24 protein-coding genes and 1 tRNA gene are annotated in these 17,953 nt (G+C 59.3%); 11 read left to right on the top strand and 14 right to left on the bottom strand.

From position 1 onward, the window contains the following. Positions 1–118 precede the first annotated feature (118 nt). The 6 genes from ACPPVR_RS23040 to ACPPVR_RS23015 all read left to right on the top strand — a co-directional run bounded on the left by ACPPVR_RS23040 (position 119) and on the right by ACPPVR_RS23015 (position 4,814). Positions 119–487 carry a hypothetical protein gene (locus ACPPVR_RS23040; protein WP_426608871.1) on the top strand — a complete coding sequence of 123 codons (369 nt, stop codon included), beginning with the start codon at positions 119–121 and terminating at the stop codon, positions 485–487. A gap of 146 nt (positions 488–633) precedes the next feature. Then, positions 634–708 (top strand) — tRNA-Asn (locus tag ACPPVR_RS23035). Positions 709–1,531: 823 nt separating this feature from the next. Then, positions 1,532–2,281 carry an outer membrane protein gene (locus ACPPVR_RS23030; RefSeq protein ID WP_426608870.1) on the top strand — a complete coding sequence of 250 codons (750 nt, stop codon included), beginning with the start codon at positions 1,532–1,534 and terminating at the stop codon, positions 2,279–2,281. 69 nt (positions 2,282–2,350) lie between these two features. Beyond that, positions 2,351–2,650 (top strand): addiction module antidote protein, encoded by a 300-nt coding sequence (locus ACPPVR_RS23025; protein ID WP_426608869.1) that lies wholly within the window; start codon positions 2,351–2,353, stop codon positions 2,648–2,650. 1,198 nt (positions 2,651–3,848) lie between these two features. Beyond that, entirely contained in the window at positions 3,849–4,130 is a 282-nt protein-coding gene (locus ACPPVR_RS23020) for a hypothetical protein (protein WP_426608868.1), read from the top strand. 171 nt (positions 4,131–4,301) lie between these two features. Next, positions 4,302–4,814, top strand: coding sequence for a hypothetical protein (locus ACPPVR_RS23015; protein WP_426608867.1), 513 nt, complete (start codon positions 4,302–4,304; stop codon positions 4,812–4,814). A gap of 30 nt (positions 4,815–4,844) precedes the next feature. Here ACPPVR_RS23015 and ACPPVR_RS23010 read toward each other — a convergent pair whose 3' ends face one another. From ACPPVR_RS23010 to ACPPVR_RS23000, 3 genes are read right to left on the bottom strand one after another with little or no spacing between them, the layout of a single operon-like run. Further along, a complete protein-coding gene (locus ACPPVR_RS23010) occupies positions 4,845–6,281 on the bottom strand; it encodes a terminase large subunit domain-containing protein (RefSeq protein WP_426616163.1) in 1,437 nt (478 codons plus the stop codon). Further along, positions 6,217–6,609: a hypothetical protein gene (locus tag ACPPVR_RS23005; RefSeq protein ID WP_426608866.1), complete on the bottom strand. Its 393-nt coding sequence runs from the start codon at positions 6,607–6,609 to the stop codon at positions 6,217–6,219. The genes ACPPVR_RS23010 and ACPPVR_RS23005 overlap by 65 nt, the downstream gene beginning before the upstream one ends. After that, on the bottom strand, positions 6,602–7,381 hold the full coding sequence (locus ACPPVR_RS23000) for a hypothetical protein (RefSeq protein ID WP_426608865.1): 780 nt from the start codon (positions 7,379–7,381) through the stop codon (positions 6,602–6,604). Before ACPPVR_RS23000 ends, ACPPVR_RS23005 begins: the two co-directional genes overlap by 8 nt. A gap of 30 nt (positions 7,382–7,411) precedes the next feature. Here ACPPVR_RS23000 and ACPPVR_RS22995 point away from each other — a divergent pair, with 30 nt between their 5' ends. Continuing rightward, positions 7,412–7,681, top strand: a complete 270-nt coding sequence (locus ACPPVR_RS22995) for a hypothetical protein (RefSeq protein WP_426608864.1) — start codon at positions 7,412–7,414, stop codon at positions 7,679–7,681. Between the two features lie 124 nt (positions 7,682–7,805). On the opposite strand, the gene ACPPVR_RS22990 is transcribed toward ACPPVR_RS22995, so the two are convergent. The 11 genes from ACPPVR_RS22990 to ACPPVR_RS22940 all read right to left on the bottom strand — a co-directional run bounded on the left by ACPPVR_RS22990 (position 7,806) and on the right by ACPPVR_RS22940 (position 13,761). Beyond that, positions 7,806–8,009 carry a hypothetical protein gene (locus ACPPVR_RS22990; protein WP_426608863.1) on the bottom strand — a complete coding sequence of 68 codons (204 nt, stop codon included), beginning with the start codon at positions 8,007–8,009 and terminating at the stop codon, positions 7,806–7,808. Between the two features lies 1 nt (position 8,010). Beyond that, entirely contained in the window at positions 8,011–8,208 is a 198-nt protein-coding gene (locus tag ACPPVR_RS22985) for a hypothetical protein (RefSeq protein WP_426608862.1), read from the bottom strand. Positions 8,209–9,379: 1,171 nt separating this feature from the next. After that, on the bottom strand, positions 9,380–10,387 hold the full coding sequence (locus tag ACPPVR_RS22980) for an AAA family ATPase (protein ID WP_426608861.1): 1,008 nt from the start codon (positions 10,385–10,387) through the stop codon (positions 9,380–9,382). Further along, the gene (locus ACPPVR_RS22975; RefSeq protein WP_426608860.1) at positions 10,384–10,623 is read right to left on the bottom strand and encodes a hypothetical protein; all 240 of its coding nucleotides are present in this window, start codon (positions 10,621–10,623) and stop codon (positions 10,384–10,386) included. The genes ACPPVR_RS22980 and ACPPVR_RS22975 overlap by 4 nt, the downstream gene beginning before the upstream one ends. Next, complete coding sequence (locus tag ACPPVR_RS22970) at positions 10,616–10,942, bottom strand: putative PDDEXK endonuclease (protein WP_426608859.1); 327 nt, start codon at positions 10,940–10,942, stop codon at positions 10,616–10,618. Before ACPPVR_RS22970 ends, ACPPVR_RS22975 begins: the two co-directional genes overlap by 8 nt. Further along, the gene (locus ACPPVR_RS22965; protein WP_426608858.1) at positions 10,942–11,253 is read right to left on the bottom strand and encodes a hypothetical protein; all 312 of its coding nucleotides are present in this window, start codon (positions 11,251–11,253) and stop codon (positions 10,942–10,944) included. Before ACPPVR_RS22965 ends, ACPPVR_RS22970 begins: the two co-directional genes overlap by 1 nt. Next, entirely contained in the window at positions 11,250–11,465 is a 216-nt protein-coding gene (locus tag ACPPVR_RS22960) for a hypothetical protein (protein ID WP_426608857.1), read from the bottom strand. The genes ACPPVR_RS22965 and ACPPVR_RS22960 overlap by 4 nt, the downstream gene beginning before the upstream one ends. Continuing rightward, a complete protein-coding gene (locus ACPPVR_RS22955) occupies positions 11,465–11,650 on the bottom strand; it encodes a hypothetical protein (protein ID WP_426608856.1) in 186 nt (61 codons plus the stop codon). The genes ACPPVR_RS22960 and ACPPVR_RS22955 overlap by 1 nt, the downstream gene beginning before the upstream one ends. Next, positions 11,650–11,850: a hypothetical protein gene (locus ACPPVR_RS22950; protein ID WP_426608855.1), complete on the bottom strand. Its 201-nt coding sequence runs from the start codon at positions 11,848–11,850 to the stop codon at positions 11,650–11,652. The genes ACPPVR_RS22955 and ACPPVR_RS22950 overlap by 1 nt, the downstream gene beginning before the upstream one ends. A 103-nt stretch (positions 11,851–11,953) precedes the next feature. Beyond that, the gene (locus tag ACPPVR_RS22945) at positions 11,954–12,520 is read right to left on the bottom strand and encodes a hypothetical protein (RefSeq protein WP_426608854.1); all 567 of its coding nucleotides are present in this window, start codon (positions 12,518–12,520) and stop codon (positions 11,954–11,956) included. Further along, the gene (locus ACPPVR_RS22940; protein WP_426608853.1) at positions 12,520–13,761 is read right to left on the bottom strand and encodes a tyrosine-type recombinase/integrase; all 1,242 of its coding nucleotides are present in this window, start codon (positions 13,759–13,761) and stop codon (positions 12,520–12,522) included. The genes ACPPVR_RS22945 and ACPPVR_RS22940 overlap by 1 nt, the downstream gene beginning before the upstream one ends. Before the next feature lie 394 nt (positions 13,762–14,155). On the opposite strand from ACPPVR_RS22940, the gene ACPPVR_RS22935 reads away from it, so the two are divergent. From ACPPVR_RS22935 to ACPPVR_RS22920, 4 genes are all read left to right on the top strand, one after another. After that, a complete protein-coding gene (locus ACPPVR_RS22935; RefSeq protein WP_426608852.1) occupies positions 14,156–14,335 on the top strand; it encodes a hypothetical protein in 180 nt (59 codons plus the stop codon). 139 nt (positions 14,336–14,474) lie between these two features. Next, positions 14,475–15,137, top strand: a complete 663-nt coding sequence (locus ACPPVR_RS22930; protein ID WP_426608851.1) for a protein-L-isoaspartate O-methyltransferase family protein — start codon at positions 14,475–14,477, stop codon at positions 15,135–15,137. Positions 15,138–15,365: 228 nt separating this feature from the next. After that, positions 15,366–16,757: a TolC family outer membrane protein gene (locus tag ACPPVR_RS22925; RefSeq protein WP_426616162.1), complete on the top strand. Its 1,392-nt coding sequence runs from the start codon at positions 15,366–15,368 to the stop codon at positions 16,755–16,757. Positions 16,758–17,061: 304 nt separating this feature from the next. Next, positions 17,062–17,844 (top strand): PopZ family protein, encoded by a 783-nt coding sequence (locus ACPPVR_RS22920; protein WP_426608850.1) that lies wholly within the window; start codon positions 17,062–17,064, stop codon positions 17,842–17,844. Positions 17,845–17,953: the final 109 nt, after the last annotated feature.

Raw genomic sequence — 17,953 nt, 5'->3', positions numbered from 1 at the left:
GCGTCATAACCTTTCGATCGCGCTCCGGACGATTCTTTCAGGCAATGCATGGGTTGCCGCGGCGCCTGCGCCGATCGACGTCAGGCGCCGGAGTCGTTTTTCGATCGGGGGATTTCACATGAAGTATTTTCTGTCTGGACTGATCGCCGTCGGACTTTCGATTGCCGCCACAGCGGCCTTTGCCGCCGACGCCCGCAACGTCTCCGTGGTCAACGAGACCGGCTATGCCATCAAATTCCTGGGCTTCAACGCGCCGGACGACGGCGTGGACGAATGGGACAATGAGCTGGACAAGGTGCTCCAGAACCAGGCGTCCACCTATGTCGAGTTCGACGATGACGGCGAAGGCTGCGTCTGGAACATCCGCGTCGACTGGCAGAATTACGATGAGTCCGTGCTGTGGAAGAACGTCAACCTCTGCAAGTTCAACGTGCTGAGGCTGCGTTACGATTCCGGCACCAAGACCACGTCCTTCATTGCCGAGTAGTTCGTCCTTGTTGGCCATGAGGAGGGGCCGCCAAGAACTTCAGGAAGGCCCTTCCTCGACGCGTTGCGGAAGATGACGAATTCGTCCTTTGCAAGCGCAAGCGGCTTTGTTATACGCAGCCGCGCGCGAACGACTGGTTCGCCTTTTCCTCGGTAGCTCAGCGGTAGAGCATCCGACTGTTAATCGGATGGTCGCTGGTTCGAATCCAGCCCGGGGAGCCAACAAATTCAAGCACTTAGCTGCTGGCTGAGTTGGCAAGAAATTAGCCGTTCACACATCATGCACACATTTTCGTGATCTCGCGCTGCCTGCCTGACGGCTCGCGTGTGACAGATGCAATCCCATTATAAACCGGATGGCAAAGTAGGCGCCGCCGGCCGCAATAGCCGTCGCACTAATCGCGAAGACTACTCTCCAGGTCTCGTCCAATGGTGCCTCGTGCAAAGAAATAGGCCCCAGCATCGGGGCCGGGGGGCAAGATGATGCTGGGGCCTTCCGGACAGGCTGAGCCTCTTTAGAGCAGAGGCGGCCGCCGTCCACACAAGCCGAGTAGATCCAGACAGTTCCAATCTTGTTGAACATTCCTGGAGGTGTGTCCTAATCCCCACAGGCCTGCGCTTCGCCATTTGGAAAAAGAAAGGCCGCGGCCTGCTGTCTGGTGAGCTCCTGCGGCGTGAACGCCGCATCGATTGCCCGAGGGCGCGCGTGATCTAAGCCGTGCCGCCCTCGGGTGCAACTGTCCAGTCCCAGCCGGATTCCGTCGCCGTCGCCAACATACGCGATTCCGACGCCAGGCAGAGTAAGCGACACCTTTTCCACACCCACGACCTGCAGATGCGAAACCGCACCCTTTGGCGCGGAGAAGCGCACTTGAACGGGCTTAGGGTTCCACTCAACCCCCTAACAAATATCAAGAATTTCCGCCTGTCTTTGGCGATCAGTGTTGCATGCCCGCTACAGCAATATGGAGGCGGACGACGTACCGTTCGACATAGAGTTGGGCGGCCGCCTGAATAATCGAATCGCATTTCTGGGGAGACACATATGAACAAACTCTTTTTTGCTGCAGCCGGAATCCTTGCTTTGGGGCTGTCGGCTCCGGCCAGTGCGGCGGATATGGCCGCACGTCCTTACACCAAGGCTCCGCCGATGGTCGCAGCAGCGGTCTACGACTGGAGCGGCTTTTACATCGGTGCAAACGGCGGCGGCGGCTGGGCGCGCGACTGCCGTCACAATGTCACCGTGGGTATCTTCCTTGGTTGCTATGATCCGAGCGGTGCGGTGGCTGGCGGTCAGATTGGCTATCGCTGGCAGTCGGCACAGTGGGTGTTCGGACTTGAGGCCCAGGGTGATTGGGCTGACATTCATGGCACAACGCAAAATCTGGGCAATCCGGCGAACTCGCTCTCGAGCAAGATCGATGCCTTCGGCCTCTTTACCGGACAAGTCGGATACGCTTGGAACAACGTGTTGTTTTACGCAAAGGGTGGTGCCGCCGTCGTTGATCGCCGCTTTGACTTCATCTCGAACGCCACGGGCTTGGCAACTGCATCGGTCAACTGGAACACGCGTTGGGGCGGCACTGTGGGGGCAGGTCTTGAGTACGGCTTTGCTCCTAATTGGTCGGTCGGCGTTGAGTACGACCATATTTTCCTCAACCGTCATGACGTGACTTTCGTTGCTACAGCAACTGGCTTGCCTCTTGCCGCGACTTACAATTCCGGCGGCGACGTTGATCTTGCGACGGTCCGTGTGAATTACCGCTTTGGCGGCCCGGGCATCTCAAGGTACTAAGCAAAACGTCTTTTCGAGGAGAAGGGCCGGCTCAAAAAGCCGGCCCTTCTTTTTGTTTGGGAGATCGAAATGACGAAAACGTACCGACCAGTCATCCCTTCGAACCTTGCTAGCGAGCTGAACATGGCGCTAGCTTCGGCTGAACCCCACAGAATTTGCAAAGCAATCGGGAACGCGCTTGCCGACTTCAATATCTCTGAAATGGCAAGGGAGACGGGCTTACAGCGGCAGAGTATCTATCGAGCCTTCCAAACCCACTCAGCACTTCCGAACTTCACCACAGTGCTCGCTGTGCTTACGGCCATGGGCTTGCAGATCAAGGTAGCGCCTAAGCGGCAGAGGGCTAGTCCTCGCGCGGCAAGATCATAGTCTACGCCCAGGCACGGTCTACGCCCAGGCACGCAGGCTTCAGTCGACGAAAAGGCCGTCCGCAAGCGACGGCTGATTAAAGGGGCCATCCGAAGCTTGTAGAGATTGGGCCGAACGCGAAAGGGAAATGAATGCCGGCGCGGCCTAGTTACATTCCGCACTCTACAGAGCGCACCGCCTTACAAAAAATGAACCTGACTAAGGGGCTTCGGGCAGAACAATTGCATCCAGCTGGTAAGCAGACTATTGCCGGAATGATAAGGAAGGGCTGGATCGAGAAGCAAGCTGACGGCAGCACCTATTGCATTACCGCTGCGGGCGACGAAGCATTGAGGGCCGTTATTCCCACGAAGCGCTGAGCGTGAATAGAAGGCTATCACCGCAGAAGGTCATGGAATGTCGATTCGACGGTGGATGATCTTCCTGCTGGTTTCCGTGATGATGATTTGCTCGATCGTCGCGGGAGCTCGGTACTATCTAAGCAGGTGCCATGGCATGGACGCGTGCGCGGCCGCCGAAGCCGAAAGCCATGAGCGAGATAAGCCAAGCGAGCCACAGTAGTTTTAGGTGGAAGACGTCAGGTGCGAAAAGCGCGGCCTGAGTCGCGGCGGGTCAAAGGACCGACCGGCTCAATCCACTGCTTGTTGCAGCGCGATCCTTGGCAATCGTCCTCCGTATTTTTACTACTTATACGAGCGGCCTATTGATCTCGCGTAATGGTTGCGCTTGGATCGCCCTTTAAGAATCGGCCGGGGGGCACGTTCATGCGCGTTTTGGGAATCGTGGCGCTCGGCGCCGCGTTGGGTGGCTGTGCGTCCGCTTCGTCGGACATCACGCCTATGTACGTTTCGCCCGTAGCCTACCAATCTTACACATGCCAACAACTGGCTTTGGAGGCTCAAGGCATCTCCACGCGTGCTGCCACCCTTTCTGGCGCACAAGACAGCCAGCGCACCAAGGACGGGCTTGTTACTGCGGCTGCCATCGTTGTGTTTTGACCGGCAGCGTTTTTTGTCGGTGGAGACAAACAGACTGCCGCCGAACTTGCGAACATGAAAGGCCAGATGGTCGCGATCGAGCAGGCGAGCATTCAGAAAAAGTGCAACATTCAATTCCAGGGTAAGCCACCGACCTAGGTTCGAGGCGGGCTTGCCTTTGCGCGCCCGTCTCGGTTGAGTTCGATTTGGAGGCTTGGTCGATGATGTATATGGAGCGGGTTGGGCGGCGGACGCTCGTTTACACGGCCATTGTCGCCGTCCTTGCGAGCATTTTCTATGTTGCCCGCTCACCGGCGCAGGGAGTTGGCCTAGCACCAGATCTGCCAAAAACCGCCGAGCTGAAACAATCGGGTCGATATCAGATCTTTATGCACCCTCAGTTTCGGGGCGATCAATACTTGCTGGATTCCGCGACGGGACAGATCTGGCAGCTCACAAAATTCGGCAACTTGCAAGGCGAGCCCCTTGCTTGGATGCTATGACGAGAATTGATAGCGATGGCGACTATCGTGCGTACGTCGCGAGCAGAAAGATGAATGACGCTTCAACATCAACGCCTGCGCCATCGCCGCCTCCGGCGGCTCGTTCCAAACCGTCCGCTCCATTGAAGTTAAACTAGTTCCGACTGGACCATTTATAGTATGGAGGCGGATTTGACGGCGGAAGACGAGCGAAGGCCCATCACTGAGATGGATCTGAGGCAGTTGCTCAACCGGCAAACCGAGGCTGGAAACGCACTGGTAATTGCCGGGCTCATTGAGGACTGGTTAGAAAAGTTGTTGCTAACCGCCGGGCGTCAACTGAGTAACGCCGACGCTAGCAGGATATTCGGAATAGGCGGCCCGCTCAGCAATTTCGCCTCAAAGATCGAAATTGCCTACATGTTCGAACTGATCGATGAGGCCCACCGCAACGATTTGCGCATCATCAAGTCCATTCGCAACGCGTTCGCGCATACCACTCGCTATGTCTTCTTTGATTCCGATCACGTTGCCAAGAACTGCAGAAAACTCTCCAACTGGGAGGTTTTCCGCGACAATCAGGCCTGTTATCGCGAGAAGGCGCTTGAATGCGTCAACGCGATGAAAGTTCGAATAGATCGATTTATGTTCGCTAAGGCGGTGCAGGACTATCCTTCGGTTGATATCGACGACCGGGACGAATGATTTGCCGGCACCGGCGAAATTGCTAGCAAACTAACCGCTCATCCAGGCGCCCGAGTCGTGCCCGCCACCCCAGAAGAACCCGCGCCGGCGCCGCGGTTTGTCCCGCCGATAGATCTGCTCTGCATACCGCAGCATCATCATGCCGTAGCGGGTCGCCGATAGCAGATCGTCCCCCAGCTTCACGACCTTGCCGTCCTTCCGGTGGTAGAGACGGAATTCCTCGAACCAATCGAGCAGGGTGCTGAACACCTTTAGCTTACCGGTCTCCATCCGGGTCAACATGTCCATCAGGCCGGCTTCGACGCTCACGGAGCCGTCCTCGAACTGCGCGTGCTCATGGAGCATGTTGAGCTGCTGGTCGCGGTACTGCTCTGCAAGCGCCACGCCAGCGCCCTCCAACGTCTCCCGGCGGCCGTCACGAGGCCATGCCCAGGGCAGGGCCCCCCATGACCTGATCGCGCCAGCATGCACCACGGGCGTTGCCTCGCGCAGCCTATGGGCCTTGATCACATAGACCACGTCCTGGTCAGCATCCCAGGCGAGCTCCACTGCCGCGAAGGGATGGTCCCAGCCGAAGTCCATCCCGCCGATGCGGTGCCAATGGGTGGGGATCTCGAACGGCGCGACCGTGATCGATTCCTCGGTGACCGGGAAAATGCGCCCAGAGCCCAGGATCGGGATGCCCTTGGTGCGGGCGTCCCGCTCGTGCACCGCGTAACCGTCGACGATTTGCTTGCGGCGTTCCGGCGTGAAGTGCTCGGCCTCGTCGATGGTCATGACCGTGACGTGCCGGTCCGGGGATTTCTCGAGCAGGAAGCGGCGCACAACTTCCGACATGCCGAGTAGAGGGGTAAAAGTCAGCCAGACAGGTCCACCGGTTACGTTTGTTCGGGTCAAGCCTTCCGAATAGATATCTTCCGGACATTCCTCATCGAGCCAGAGCCAGTGCAGGGTTTCGCCCTGCCACTTTTCGCGGCCTTGAACGTAGGATTTCAGGCCGATCGAGCTGTGACCAGCCTGAACATCACCACCACCGCCCCAGCGGACGATGATGCTCCCGACTAGGTCAGACACGCCGGCGCCGGGCGTCGTTTCCACGATCGCGTCTTTCGGGATCGTTCCAGTCCCATGCTGCCCAACGCGGCCCAGCAAGATGCGCTGCGGATTGTCCCGCAACGTCTCGCCGGTCGGACTGCCGACCCACGCAAAGGTGGGCTCGTCAAAAACTTTGCCCTTCCAGTCGTCGGGATAACGACCGGTCGCATGCATTGCCGCCTCAGACCCGCCGGCGATTGTCTTGCCAACCTGGTTGGCCGCCATGAACAGGCGCTCACGATAAACGAGGCCGGCTTCATGGAACGATCGTTGCTTAGGGTAAGGCCGATAGTATTTCAGCCGATTCTCAGTTAAGCGCCGGTTTAGCTCCGCTTGCGCCTTCGCCAACGCTTTGGCCTCTTTCTCGCTCAGATGCTTTTCGGCGGAAGTCGTCGATGATTTCTCTAAGCTCTTCGTCACCGACGTCGTCATACCGGTTGTCCTCGATGGTGTATTCCTTGGGAAGCACGCTCGCGATGAGCTTGAGATAATCGCGTGGGTTCTCCCGATAGACGATCTCAATCGCGGCCTGACCACGCGGAAGTGCAGTCGCATTTTCTGCGGCGCCCTTCATGTGGAAGTGGTCCAACAGCGCTTGGATGAAATCAGCGTGCAGTTTGTTGCGGGCACCCTTGTGACGCCCACCGTTGCCGCTGTTGCCGGGTAGAAACCGACCGGTTTTCGAGTCTTGCTCAGCCATCGTCTTCATTGCTCGATTTGTCGGAGAGGATCGATCCCATATCGAGCACCGTCTCACGCTCGACATATCCAGGCGGACCATCTGAAGAGTGATCAGAACCGCCGCCGCTCTCGAGATCGGCCAGCATGTCGAGATCAAGGATGCCGGCCTTGTCGGTCGCCTTTTCTTGGTTAGAGCGAGTATCGCGCTTTGGTTCATACGGCTTCCACTTGCTGCCGTCCGGGTTTTTCGTGCCACCGTACTTTTCGTTCAGCCAGCTCGCGAGCTTGTTGTCATGGTCGGGCTTGTCATCATACTGGCTCGCGAATGCCTCAACTGCGGCGTCATCGTGTTTACCGTCGGCGATCAAATCGTCCAGACGTTCGCTCTTGCCGACGTGCTCGCGGGAAAGCTGCGCATACATTTTGTGGTCGATTGCACCTTCCAGCCACTTTTGCTCAAGCACGTCAGCTTTCACTTTCCGGTCGATAGCCTTCCGACCCTCAGTCACATCGTGGGAATCGCGGTCGTCCTCGTAACCGCGCGCCAGGGCCTCCAGATCGTTGAGCGACCCATCGGCCTGCATCTCCGAAAACACCTCCATCGGCATTTTTTCGAGCATCTCGCTCCAGAGGTGCGCCTCATATTCCTTGTATTCCTTGTGCGTCAGCTTGCCTTCGGACGCCATTTTATGCGCCCACGCGATGCCGATATTGGCTCCCTTAAGCTCGTCTTCCCATTCGGGATGACGCTTGGCGAATGCGGACCGCGCAAGTGCTTCTCGATTTGCCATGGTTGAACCTTTTCGTTGTTGATCTTAGGGATGGGCTGCAATGTCGATTGCGTGCGCCAAGGCGACGCTGGGAGCCTCGACTTCCTCCACAATCAATCGGTGATGTTCGCTGATGCCATAGGTCTGCGACCGGCCCGTTTCGATGCGAGCTTCATCGTCAACCCAGGCCGGAATGCCATCGACCATGGGGAGGATCTGAAAGCGAACCTTGAAACGCTGCCCGTCGTCAGCCAGTACACACGGCCCGCCGCGTCCAACGTGATCGGGTTTGGATGCACGATCGTCGGGGCGCTATCCTGATAGGCGCTTTGGGGTGTTGCGGTCGTTCCTGCCTGGTAGAACTGCAGTTTCCCGCCAGCCAGTGGCCTCCCGAGGCCATCGAATTGCTGGCTGATGGAAAGTGAGATCGAGCCCGCCATTGCGCCTAGCCCTTCCGCATCACGGCTTTGTAAAGCTTGGTCGTGTCCTCCCGGAGGATCGACACCAGGTCCGAGACCTTTACGGGGTTGAGGCGCGCGCCTTCGATCCGATCGGCGATGCCGGCGATCAGCATCGCAAAGGCATCATGGGAGGATCCATGATTGATCTCGTCAACGAGATCTTCGTGAGGTTTGCTATTGCCCCGCATGTCAGGCAGCCCCCGCCGCAGTCGCACGCGGGGAGGGGATCACGCCCTCTCGGCGCAGCCGCTCCACCACCGTGCCGCGAAGGAAGCTTGAACGCGTGGTGAAGCTCGCAGCCGCCGCGCGGTCGATGACCTCAAGCAGCTCGGGCGAACACTTGAACACGGCGCGTTCGGAGAAATGGTCGGACGTTTGTTCGGTCATCTTGGTTCGCACCAGTTGGTGATTTGGTGCGATTAATATAGGCCTGACGGGAATCCGAAGAAAGGAAAAGTGTGTTCAAATTCAATGGCTTATAGTAGCTGAAAGTGGTCTGCAATGAAAGCTGTTCGTCTACGATGGTTTTGGGTTGTGAAAAATCTTTGACGAAAAACCCCGCCGGCATCACCACCGGCGGGGCTTCGTTTCAGTTTCTGCGCGGCGGCGGGGTCGATGACGCTGGCGGTTGTGAAGGCAGTGAACCGCTTGGCTTAGGCCCCATGGATCCAACGCCAATCGTACCGCACGCATTCGTGTTTTCACACGGCGTGGCGAAGGGCCCCCGCGCTGGGGGAGTAGGCGAGTTTTGCGCCATCGATGCAGTGGGCAACAAGAGCGTTGATGCCAACAGTACAAAAGCGCACGTCACGTAGATGACTTTCATTGAACCATCCTCCGTTACTCATATTACGCAGTGCGATGTTGGGGGGGTGAAACAAGGCTGGAATGTGGGCGTCCAACTGCAATCTCGGGGTATAACATTAACTCCAACCAAGATCGGCAGCAGACACGCTCTTTCGCGCGGGCGGCCGTAGATCAGCACGGTCAGATTGTGCACCGTCGTGTGAACAATACGGCGGGTTCAGCCTGATCATTGTTTTCTGCGATAATTCACTCGTTTTTATCCAAGACCATCCGATAGATTATCAGGTGCTCAGGCAAAAGCCCGAAAAACGACGCCTCCAGGTCGATCACGGCGAACTCGCTGAGCCATTCGAGAAGCTGCCCGAACGATTGCTCGCCGCTGATGCCGATCAGGCTTTCCGGTCGATCGAGGATAGCACCAGGCCGCCAATTCCGCCGTCGTCAGCTCAGTATCGGGCAAAGCCATGAAAGCACGCCAGATCCGACGCTGAACCCTCCCCGCGCCTCGCAAGGCGACAGCCGGCAGCTTCTCGCCGCTTTCGGCGGAGGCTGGTGGCCTACTTTCCGGCATTTCCTCTCCCTTCAACAACGTCACCAACCAAAGCTTTCAGATGGTCTGAGAATTCCAATTCAGGAAGGTTACTAGAGGAACTGTCTGTCCCCCTTACCCCCTAACGTTCGTAACGCTGGTAACGGGTGTAACGGCCGTAACGCGTGTAACGGGCTGGCGGTCGATCATGGCCGTCCTCCGTTACGCGTTACCGGCGTTACTGGGGTACACGGGATCGACCCAGTAACGGCCTTGGATTTTGTAAACCTCACCCGATTTTGCCATTCGGAAGAGAATTTGACGGGTTTTGTTGCTGGTTTCGCCAGTAGCGGCAGCAATCTCAGCCGGGGTCATGGGCTGCCCGTTACACTTGATCGCATCGAGTGTAACGTTACGCGTAACGCTGCGCCGAACGGTTGCTGCCTCTCCGAGGATCGACCATGCGCCGGCGTTGAACACCACCGCGGTCTCTTTTTCCTCCACGTCGCGGCCTCGGACATAGAGCGTGCGGCCATTCTGATCCTGATCTAAGACGATGGTGGTGTCGGCGCACGCCGAGAGACCATTGGAGCCGGATAGGGCTTCCAGCGGATCGTCGGCGCCGCCTTTCTTGGTGTGATGAAGTCCCAGAACGCAAACACCATGCTTCGTCGCCCAAGCTTGCAGGGGCGCCCACGTGGAATAGTCGCTTTCGTAGGCGTTCTGGTTTTTATTGCCGGGCGGCTTGATACGCTGGAGCACGTCAATCACGACCAGCCGCGGATCCTCCACCGAGAGGCGCCATTGCTCGAGCTTGTCGATAAAGCCGCGATCGAGTGAGGGCGCGTCGGTGACGAAGTCGATCCGGGCAAGGTCGGGAACCTCCCCATACGGAAACAGACCCTTCATCCGCGATTGAATGCGGCGCTCGCCGTTTTCGAGATCGACACAAAGTGCGTCGCCCTGAATGCAATCGATTGACCCCAGCGCGACGCCTCCGGTTGCGACCGCTAACAGGAAGTCGAGTCCCATCCACGTCTTGCCGAGCTTTTGCCGGCCGGCGAGCACGGTGAAACCACCGTAGAGGTAGCCGGCCACGATGGTTTTCAGGGCGGGGAAGGTGGCTGCCATAAGCGCATTGCCGTTCGTGCGCTTGAAGCCTGGCCCGGTTTTGTCCCGGGCCATCGCGATGCTATCGAGAGCAGCATTGCTCATTGCCGCTACGTTCATCCGCGGAGACCCTCCGCCATGACCTTCTGAACGCGATCCTGCCCGTACTCGAACGTGAGCTGGTTATAGATCGCGATCTCCTGGAGGAGATCGGCAGCTTCGGTCTTGCCGATAAGACCGAGGCTGATCAATTCGCTTACGTCCTGAGCTGTCTCAGCAAAGGCGTAGAACTTCGCGTTGGCGACGACCATGGTGTATTTGGTTTGCAGCGGTGACCATTCTTTAATGTCACGCATGGCCACCCGCCTTTGCCGCGATTTCGGCGGCGAGTCGGAGGGGCAGGACCACTAAGGGTTCGCTGCGATCGGCACGGACGATCAGAATGTCCCGCTCGTTCAACCAGTCATAGAGCTGTCGAAAGCCCTTCGCGCGGCATTTTACTTCCACCACGCGGTCGACATTAAGCAGCGGGACGGTTAGGTCACCGAGGTATGAGCCGCCGGCGGAGCCCGAAAGGGGGACACGTTCTGCGGCAAAGCCGTGTTCCTGGAGATATTTGACAATCGCGCGTTCAGCTCGATTGCCTTTGTCACGAGATGCGCGGCCGCCCTTCATTACAGCACCTCCGGCGTGGAGATGCGATCAAGGGCCGCGCCGATCGGAGAGGAGGCAATACCGAATTTGTCTCTTTTCAAGGCGTGAGTAATCGTGCGAAGCGGAACACCGTGCTGCAAGGCGAGACTGGCAAGGATCGCCGCATCGCTCATCAATACGTCCAACATCGAATTGGACCGGTCGGCGTTCAAAAATACCTCACCGACCTCGCCGGTTTTGTAGAAGCCAACCGTCATAGTGATGTGAATACCGTCCCGGTCAAACTCTTGAGTTTCGTTCAGCCGGAGATTGGGAAGTTTTTCGCGGTTCATGCTGCATCGCCTCCGTTTTTGGCGGAAGAAACGCTGCTCAAGACCTGAAAACTGGTCGTGCGTTGCGAGCGCTCCGATATGTCATTTTCAAGGATCTGCGAGGCCTCCCGAAACTGCCGTGCGAGAGCGTCCTTATCATCTGTGGAAGAATGTGTGAGAGCATGCTGGCAAAGGAGCTTGATCTGTTGCTTTAGAACCTGAAGCTTCAACATCAGCGAGCCTCCAATAAGGCAAGCTCGGCAATCGTGCCTGCGGTGCTGGGCGACAGGTCAAAGATGACCGCCAGGTATTGAACCCGAAGGGCTTCAAGGCGTATATGTTCGGAAGTGTTCGCCAGAACAGTGTTCCGAAGGTCGGTCCCCGCCACGGGGCCGGCCTTCTTCTTTTCTTGGATCATTAGGCCGCGACCTCCTTCTCAGAGGTCGATTGGCGAAGCCCGCCAGCGATGAATGCGTCGATATCTTCGTCGCGGTAGCAGACCTTGCCGCCAATGCGCACAAAGCGGGGGCCTCTGCCCTGGATCCGCCAATTCGACAACGTGCCTTCAGCCACGCAAAGGCGTTTGGCTGCTGCTTTGCAGTCGATAAGAATTGCCATCTTTCACCCATCGGGTTGGCCGGTGTTGCCGGCGTGCTTCGGATGGGTGCGAATGTGATTTTGTGTACTGTGACTAAATAGGCCCCAAAATCGTGTAATTGTCTCACACGTCCACAGCGCCAAAAACTTCCTTTTCTCCCTTTCTCAGCTTACCGATCCAAATGCGCAGCTGCTCAAAACTCTCCCCATAGAAGCTGGATGCTTTATTTGACGTAAGCTTCTTGGCAATCAATTTGGCGGCCACTTTTTGCAGCTTCCATTTTATGATTTCCCTGCGGATCTCCATGATGCGATCATCCGTCCAAACCTTTTTTGCACCCGGAGGACGTTTTTCCTTAAACTCCACGTGCGCAAAATAAAGGACCAGCTGCCGCCACGACCATGGATTCCGGTGGTCCAGTTTAAACGCTTCAAACGCCCGCCGCATTTCACGGTCTGCCTGGTCATCATCGTCGCCAAGTGAGAGAGCTTCACGAGCAAGTATTGCCCAAAGCCGTTCCCTTTCAGCAGATCGGGTGGATTGCTCTTGTGGATCGAACAGTTGGTTGAACGTCGTGGGCCGGCGGCTTTGAGCGGCGAGATCTTCAAAAGATGGGAAGGGCTTCGCTTTTCGGCGGTGGAGCTCCAGCTTCGTTCTGCGCGTCCCCTGGCTATCCGTCTTGCGGACCATCAGACGGTCCTCGTCAGTTTAACAACGTTATCAGCAGGCGGATTTAGGATCATCGAAACTAGCCCGGCCAGCTTCTCCAGCGCATCCCGCTTCTCTGCCGCGTAGCTGTAGCGGTCATAGACACGGCGAACGCCGGTCAGCTTATGACCGAGCACCATTTCGGCAATGTCGCTGCTGACGCCGGCGCGTGACATGAGGCTGCGCGCGGTGCGGCGCAGGTCGTGCAAGCGCCATTCCGCCATCGGCTTCAGGCCGTCCGCCTTCCGCTGCTTGGCAATCACAGCATCAAGCTGGTTCTTAGCCTTGCTCCAGCCGCTGAATGGCCGCTCGCCCTCGGTGGTGGAGAAGATATAGCCAGCCTTGCGATTGCTCATCCATTCACGGGCGGAGGCGGTGAGGGGGACCGCGTTGAGTTCGCCGGTCTTGTAGCGCTCGCCCGGGATGATGAACGTATCACCGTCGATCTCTTCCCCCTGCATCAGGCTGATCTCGTCGCGACGCTGTGCCGTCAGCAACAACACTCGCACGATGTTGCGGAAAGGTTTGGGCCCGGCTTCAGAGGAGTCGAGAGCCTTCCACAGGCTGCGGATTTCATCGTCGGCTAGAATGCGATCGCGGGCGCGCTCAGCGGGCTTGGTCCGCGCCATTCCCTTGACGATCGGCGAGACAAACTCGTCATCCCGGGCCATCTGCCAATTGAACGCTTTGCGGACATAGGCAAGCACCCGATCGGCGGTGACTGCCAACTCGCCGTCCTTTCCCTCGATCGCGTCAAGCATCTCCACAATGTCGCGGCGCTTGAGGTCGTAGATCGATTTGCTGCCGATCTTGGGGCGCACATAGTCATCGAGGCATTGCTTGACCGTGACGGCGCTACGGAGGCTGTCGACGTGCCGCTTAACGAATTGGTCCAGGACAACGTCGACGGTGTTCTTGGCGGCCTGCTTTGACTGGAGGGCCTTCTCTCGCTCCGCCAGCTTATTCGCACCCGGATCCTTGCCGCCGGCGACTTGGCCCTGAAACACCTTGGCCTGGGCCCGGGCGGTGTCGGCCGTCGTGCCGCTCTGGCCGTGAACTCCCAGCCCCATCCACCACTGCTTGCCGTTCTTGCGGTACCGGAAGCCGTAGGAGACCTTGCCGCTGGGAAGCTTGCGGGCAACGAAGCCGTCAATCTTGGTGTCGACGAGGAGGGCGCCATCGGGCAGGGCGTCTACGCTGGTCTTATTGATCAGTTGCTTCACGATGCGACCTCCGTTTTTCGTGCACACGACCATGCACACACAACGGAGTGATTTCAAGTGAAGTTGGGTGGTTTTCGGTGGACAGCGATTAAGGCTTATATTGCAGCGTTTCCAGCGTGTTTCGCGGAATAAGCGAGTCCGGTCAGTTGCTTGGATGGATTGCAGTTCTCCGACTGTTAATCGGATGGTCGCTGGTTCGAATCCAGCCCGGGGAGCCAAATTCCGCTGCAATTTTAATGGCTTGCGTCCAGATTTTGATCTGGCGCGCGACCTCGTTGCAGCCGATTCTCAAGTGGATGTGTACGCCGGCGCTGCCGCTGCCGCGACGGTGACGCCAAATCGACTCAATTCAAATCGAGCTTCCGGAGGCTGGGCCTTTACGGAGCTGATTCCCATGCGAGACATCCAGGTCGACCGTTCCCAGCTGGCCCCCTCGATTCTGCCAGCTGACATCCCCGAGCTCAGTGACGATGAATGCCTCGCGCGGCTTGCCCGTGCGGTCGAGACGCCCGATTCGGCACGGCTGGATGAAGTCGCCGCACTGATCGGCCGGCTCGCGGTCGCGATCGAATAGGTCGCCTCGCTTCCGACGCCGTCACTTGCGCGGCCCGTAGGCCTTCCGGGCCAACGGACGTGTTGCGTTTTCGCGGAGCCTGCTCCAAATATGCCGCCACGTTTCGTCCGCGGCATCGTCCGCATTGCAGGGTCCGCAAATGTCCGGTTTCTCGACCGCGCGCCAAAAAATGGTCGATGGCCAGGTGCGCACCACTGACGTCACCGATCGCCGCATTCTCGATGCCATGCTCTCGGTTCCGCGCGAGGCGTTCGTGCCAGCGACCAGGCAGGCTTTGGCCTATCTCGACCTCGATCTCGATGTGAGCGAAGGGGCCGCCAAGCGGTATCTCATCAAGCCGGCGCTGACCGGCAAGCTGCTCCAGGCCGCCGAGATCGGCGAGGGCGACAATGTGCTGGTCGTCGGCTGCGCCACCGGCTATCTCGCCGCGCTGGTCGCGAAGATTGCGCGTCAGGTCACTGCGACGGAAGGCGATTCGACCCTGGCTGCAAAGGCCAAGGATGCCTTCGCCGCGATCGGGCTCACCAATGTGACCTGCAAAGCCGCCGCCGCCGCTGACGGGGATTCGACTTCCGCTCCTTATGACGTGATCGTCCTCAACGGCGCCACCGAGGTGACGCCGGAAGGGCTGTTCGGCCAGCTGAGGGAGGGGGGGCGTCTGGTGGGGGTCTCCGCCGAATCCAGGCCGTCGCGGGCCATGATTGTGACCCGTTCCCACGGCGAATTCGGCTATCGGCCGCTGTTTGACGCCGCAGCCCCGGTGCTTCCCGGGCTGGAACGGGCCGCCGCCTTCGTCTTCTGACGGCCTAAAGGACAGCCTAACTGACGGCTTGTGCCTGTTAAAATACCGTTCCGAATCAGAAGTGTGGCCGGGATGCTGCACGTGAAGAGTTTCCGCTGAGAACTACCCAGAGGTAGTTCCGTCGCGCTCAACGGCGTCCTATGTTGCTACGGGGCAACGACTCCACTCGGATACGGTAACCAGGCTCGCGGGCACGAGCTTGGCGTGAGAATGAACGGAATTTACGGGATGCATGGGGTGAAGCTCTTCACCGGAGCTGCGGTTTCGGTCCTGCTGCTGGCGCTAGCCGGGACAACGCCTGCGTTGGCAGACACGATCGAGGCTGCGCTGGTGCGTGCCTATCAAAACAATCCGCAGCTCAACGCGCAGCGCGCTCAGGCACGCTCGACTGACGAGAATGTGCCGCAGGCGCTGTCGGGGTACCGCCCCAAGGTCAATGTGACCCTCAGCACCGGCACTCAGTATCAGGATATCCAAGCGTTGCAGAAGGGCCTGGGGATTCACAGCGACCCCCCGCTTCAGCCCAACAGCGCCAGCCTGACCATCAACCAGACGCTCTACAACGGTAATCAGACCGCTAACAAGACGCGCGCGGCGGAGAGCCAGGTCTCGGGCTCGCGCGAGGCGTTGCGCGTGCTCGAGCAGAACGTTCTGCTCCAGGCCGCCACCGTCTACATGGATTATTTGCGCGATGCGGCGACGCTGGAGGTCCAGCGCAGCAACGTGCGCGTGCTCGAGCAGACGCTCAAGCAGACACGCGACCGCTTCAACGTGGGTGAAGTGACGCGCACCGACGTCGCGCAATCCGAAGCCCAATTGGCGGCCGGCAATACGCAGGCGTTGACCGCCGAATCGAATCTGACCACGACCCGCTCCAACTTCCGCCGCATCATCGGCAATGAGCCGGCCAATCTCGCGCCGGGTTCGCCAGTCGATCGCTTCCTGCCGGGGACGCTTCCCTCCGCGGTCAATCTCAGCTTGGTCGAGAATCCCAACGTCACGGCGTCGATGTACGGCATCGACGTCAATTATCTCCAGGTCAAGATCAACGAGGGCGCGCTGCTGCCGACGGTCACGGTCCAGGCTGGTGTCTCCCAGTCGTACCAGCAGACCCTGACGGTCTTCCGAACGACGACCGCTTCCGCCATCGCGACAGCCTCCGTGCCGATCTACCAGGGTGGCGCAGAATATTCGCTGATCCGCCAATCGAAAGAGAACCTGGCGCAGCAGCGCCTAAATCTCGAAACCACTCGCGATCAGACCCGCGCCACCGTCGTGACGGCGTGGGGACAGCTGGTCGCCGGCAAGGCGCAGGTGTCCTCCGCGCAGGCGCAGGTCACGGCCTCCGAGATCGCGCTGAACGGCGTGCGTGAAGAGGCCAAGGCCGGCCAGCGCACCACGCTCGACGTGCTCAATGCGCAGCAGGCACTGGTCAACGCGCGCGTTGCGCTCGTCACTGCCCAGCACGATCGCGTGGTTGCGTCCTACTCGGTGTTGAGTGCGGTGGGCCGTCTCGCGCCGCAGGTGCTCGGCCTTGCGACCACGATTTACGATCCCAGCGTGCACTACCAGCAGATCCGCGACAGCTGGGCCGGCGTGCGCACGCCCGACGGACGCTGATTGCCGTAGTTGTCCGGTTAGCCTCGCAAACAGCCGAGGCCGACCGGCGCTTTGCTTGCAATCATCAAAATCCCTGACATAGCCTTGCCAAGAAGATGCGGGTCGATTCGCCCCGCACCCGATGTCGTATGCGTAAAGCTTGAGTGCCCAGGGCAGGGGCGCACCGCCGCACGTTGAGCCGTGAACTGGGGACAAGTCGGGCTGCCGCGACGAAAATGTCGAGGCGTCCGTCCGAGACCGGCCAATCCCGTCGTGCTTGGTGTAAAATAACGCATGCGAGGGCGTTGATGATGTGGAGTCGGAGATGACGCAGCCTGCAAAGGTCACAGAACCCTCGATGGAGGAAATTCTGGCCTCGATCCGGCGCATCATTGCCGACGACGAGGCCAAGCCGCCGCCGGCCGAGGCCGCGAAGCCTTCGCCAGCGCCCGCTGCGCCCGCACCAAAGCCGCAGGCGATGAACGACATTCCGCCCTCCAAGGTTGCCGCCGCCAAGCCTGCAGCTGAAAAGCCTGCCGCTGAAAAGCCCACGCCGCCACCGGCCGCCAAGCCGGCACCGCAGCCCGCGCCAGCGGCGGATGCGTCCAACAACCAGGACGATATCGACGCGCTGCTGGCCGGGCTCGACGGAGCCACGCCAGCACCCGAGGTCCGCGCTCCGGAACCGGAACCGGAGCCTGAGCCTGACGTGCTCGAATTGACCGACGAGATGGCGATGGACCCGGAGCCGACACCGGCCCCGCCGCCGCCAACCTTCCGCAGGGTCGAGCCGCGCGACGATCTGGAATTCGCCGAATCGCCGCCGCGGCGCCCCACGCCGCCGCCGTCATACGCGCCGGTGGACTTCGACGTGCCGCCCCTGCCGCCGCAGCAGCCGATTCTGGCGCAAACGACCGTCTCGGCGGTCGAATCCGCCTTCAATTCCCTGGCCCACACGGTGCTGAGCAGCAATGCGCGGACACTCGAGGATCTGGTCAAGGAGATGCTGCGGCCGATGCTGAAATCCTGGCTCGACGACAATTTGCCGGGACTGGTTGAACGCATCGTGAAGGCTGAAATCGAGCGGGTCTCGCGCGGCGGCAGGTAGCTTGGGCCGTACGGCCCCGATAAAGCCCTGCTCCTGCGTCATATTCGACCTGCCGGTCGGGGCGGAAAGCCCCTTTGCCGCTGAGCTTTCCGTTGACTTGAACCCCGCG

Source organism: Bradyrhizobium sp. McL0616 (genome assembly GCF_049993385.1).
Classification (GTDB): Bacteria; Pseudomonadota; Alphaproteobacteria; order Rhizobiales; family Xanthobacteraceae; genus Bradyrhizobium.
The sequence above is the reverse complement of the archived record's forward strand: the minus strand, read 5'-3'. Positions and strand labels throughout refer to the sequence as shown.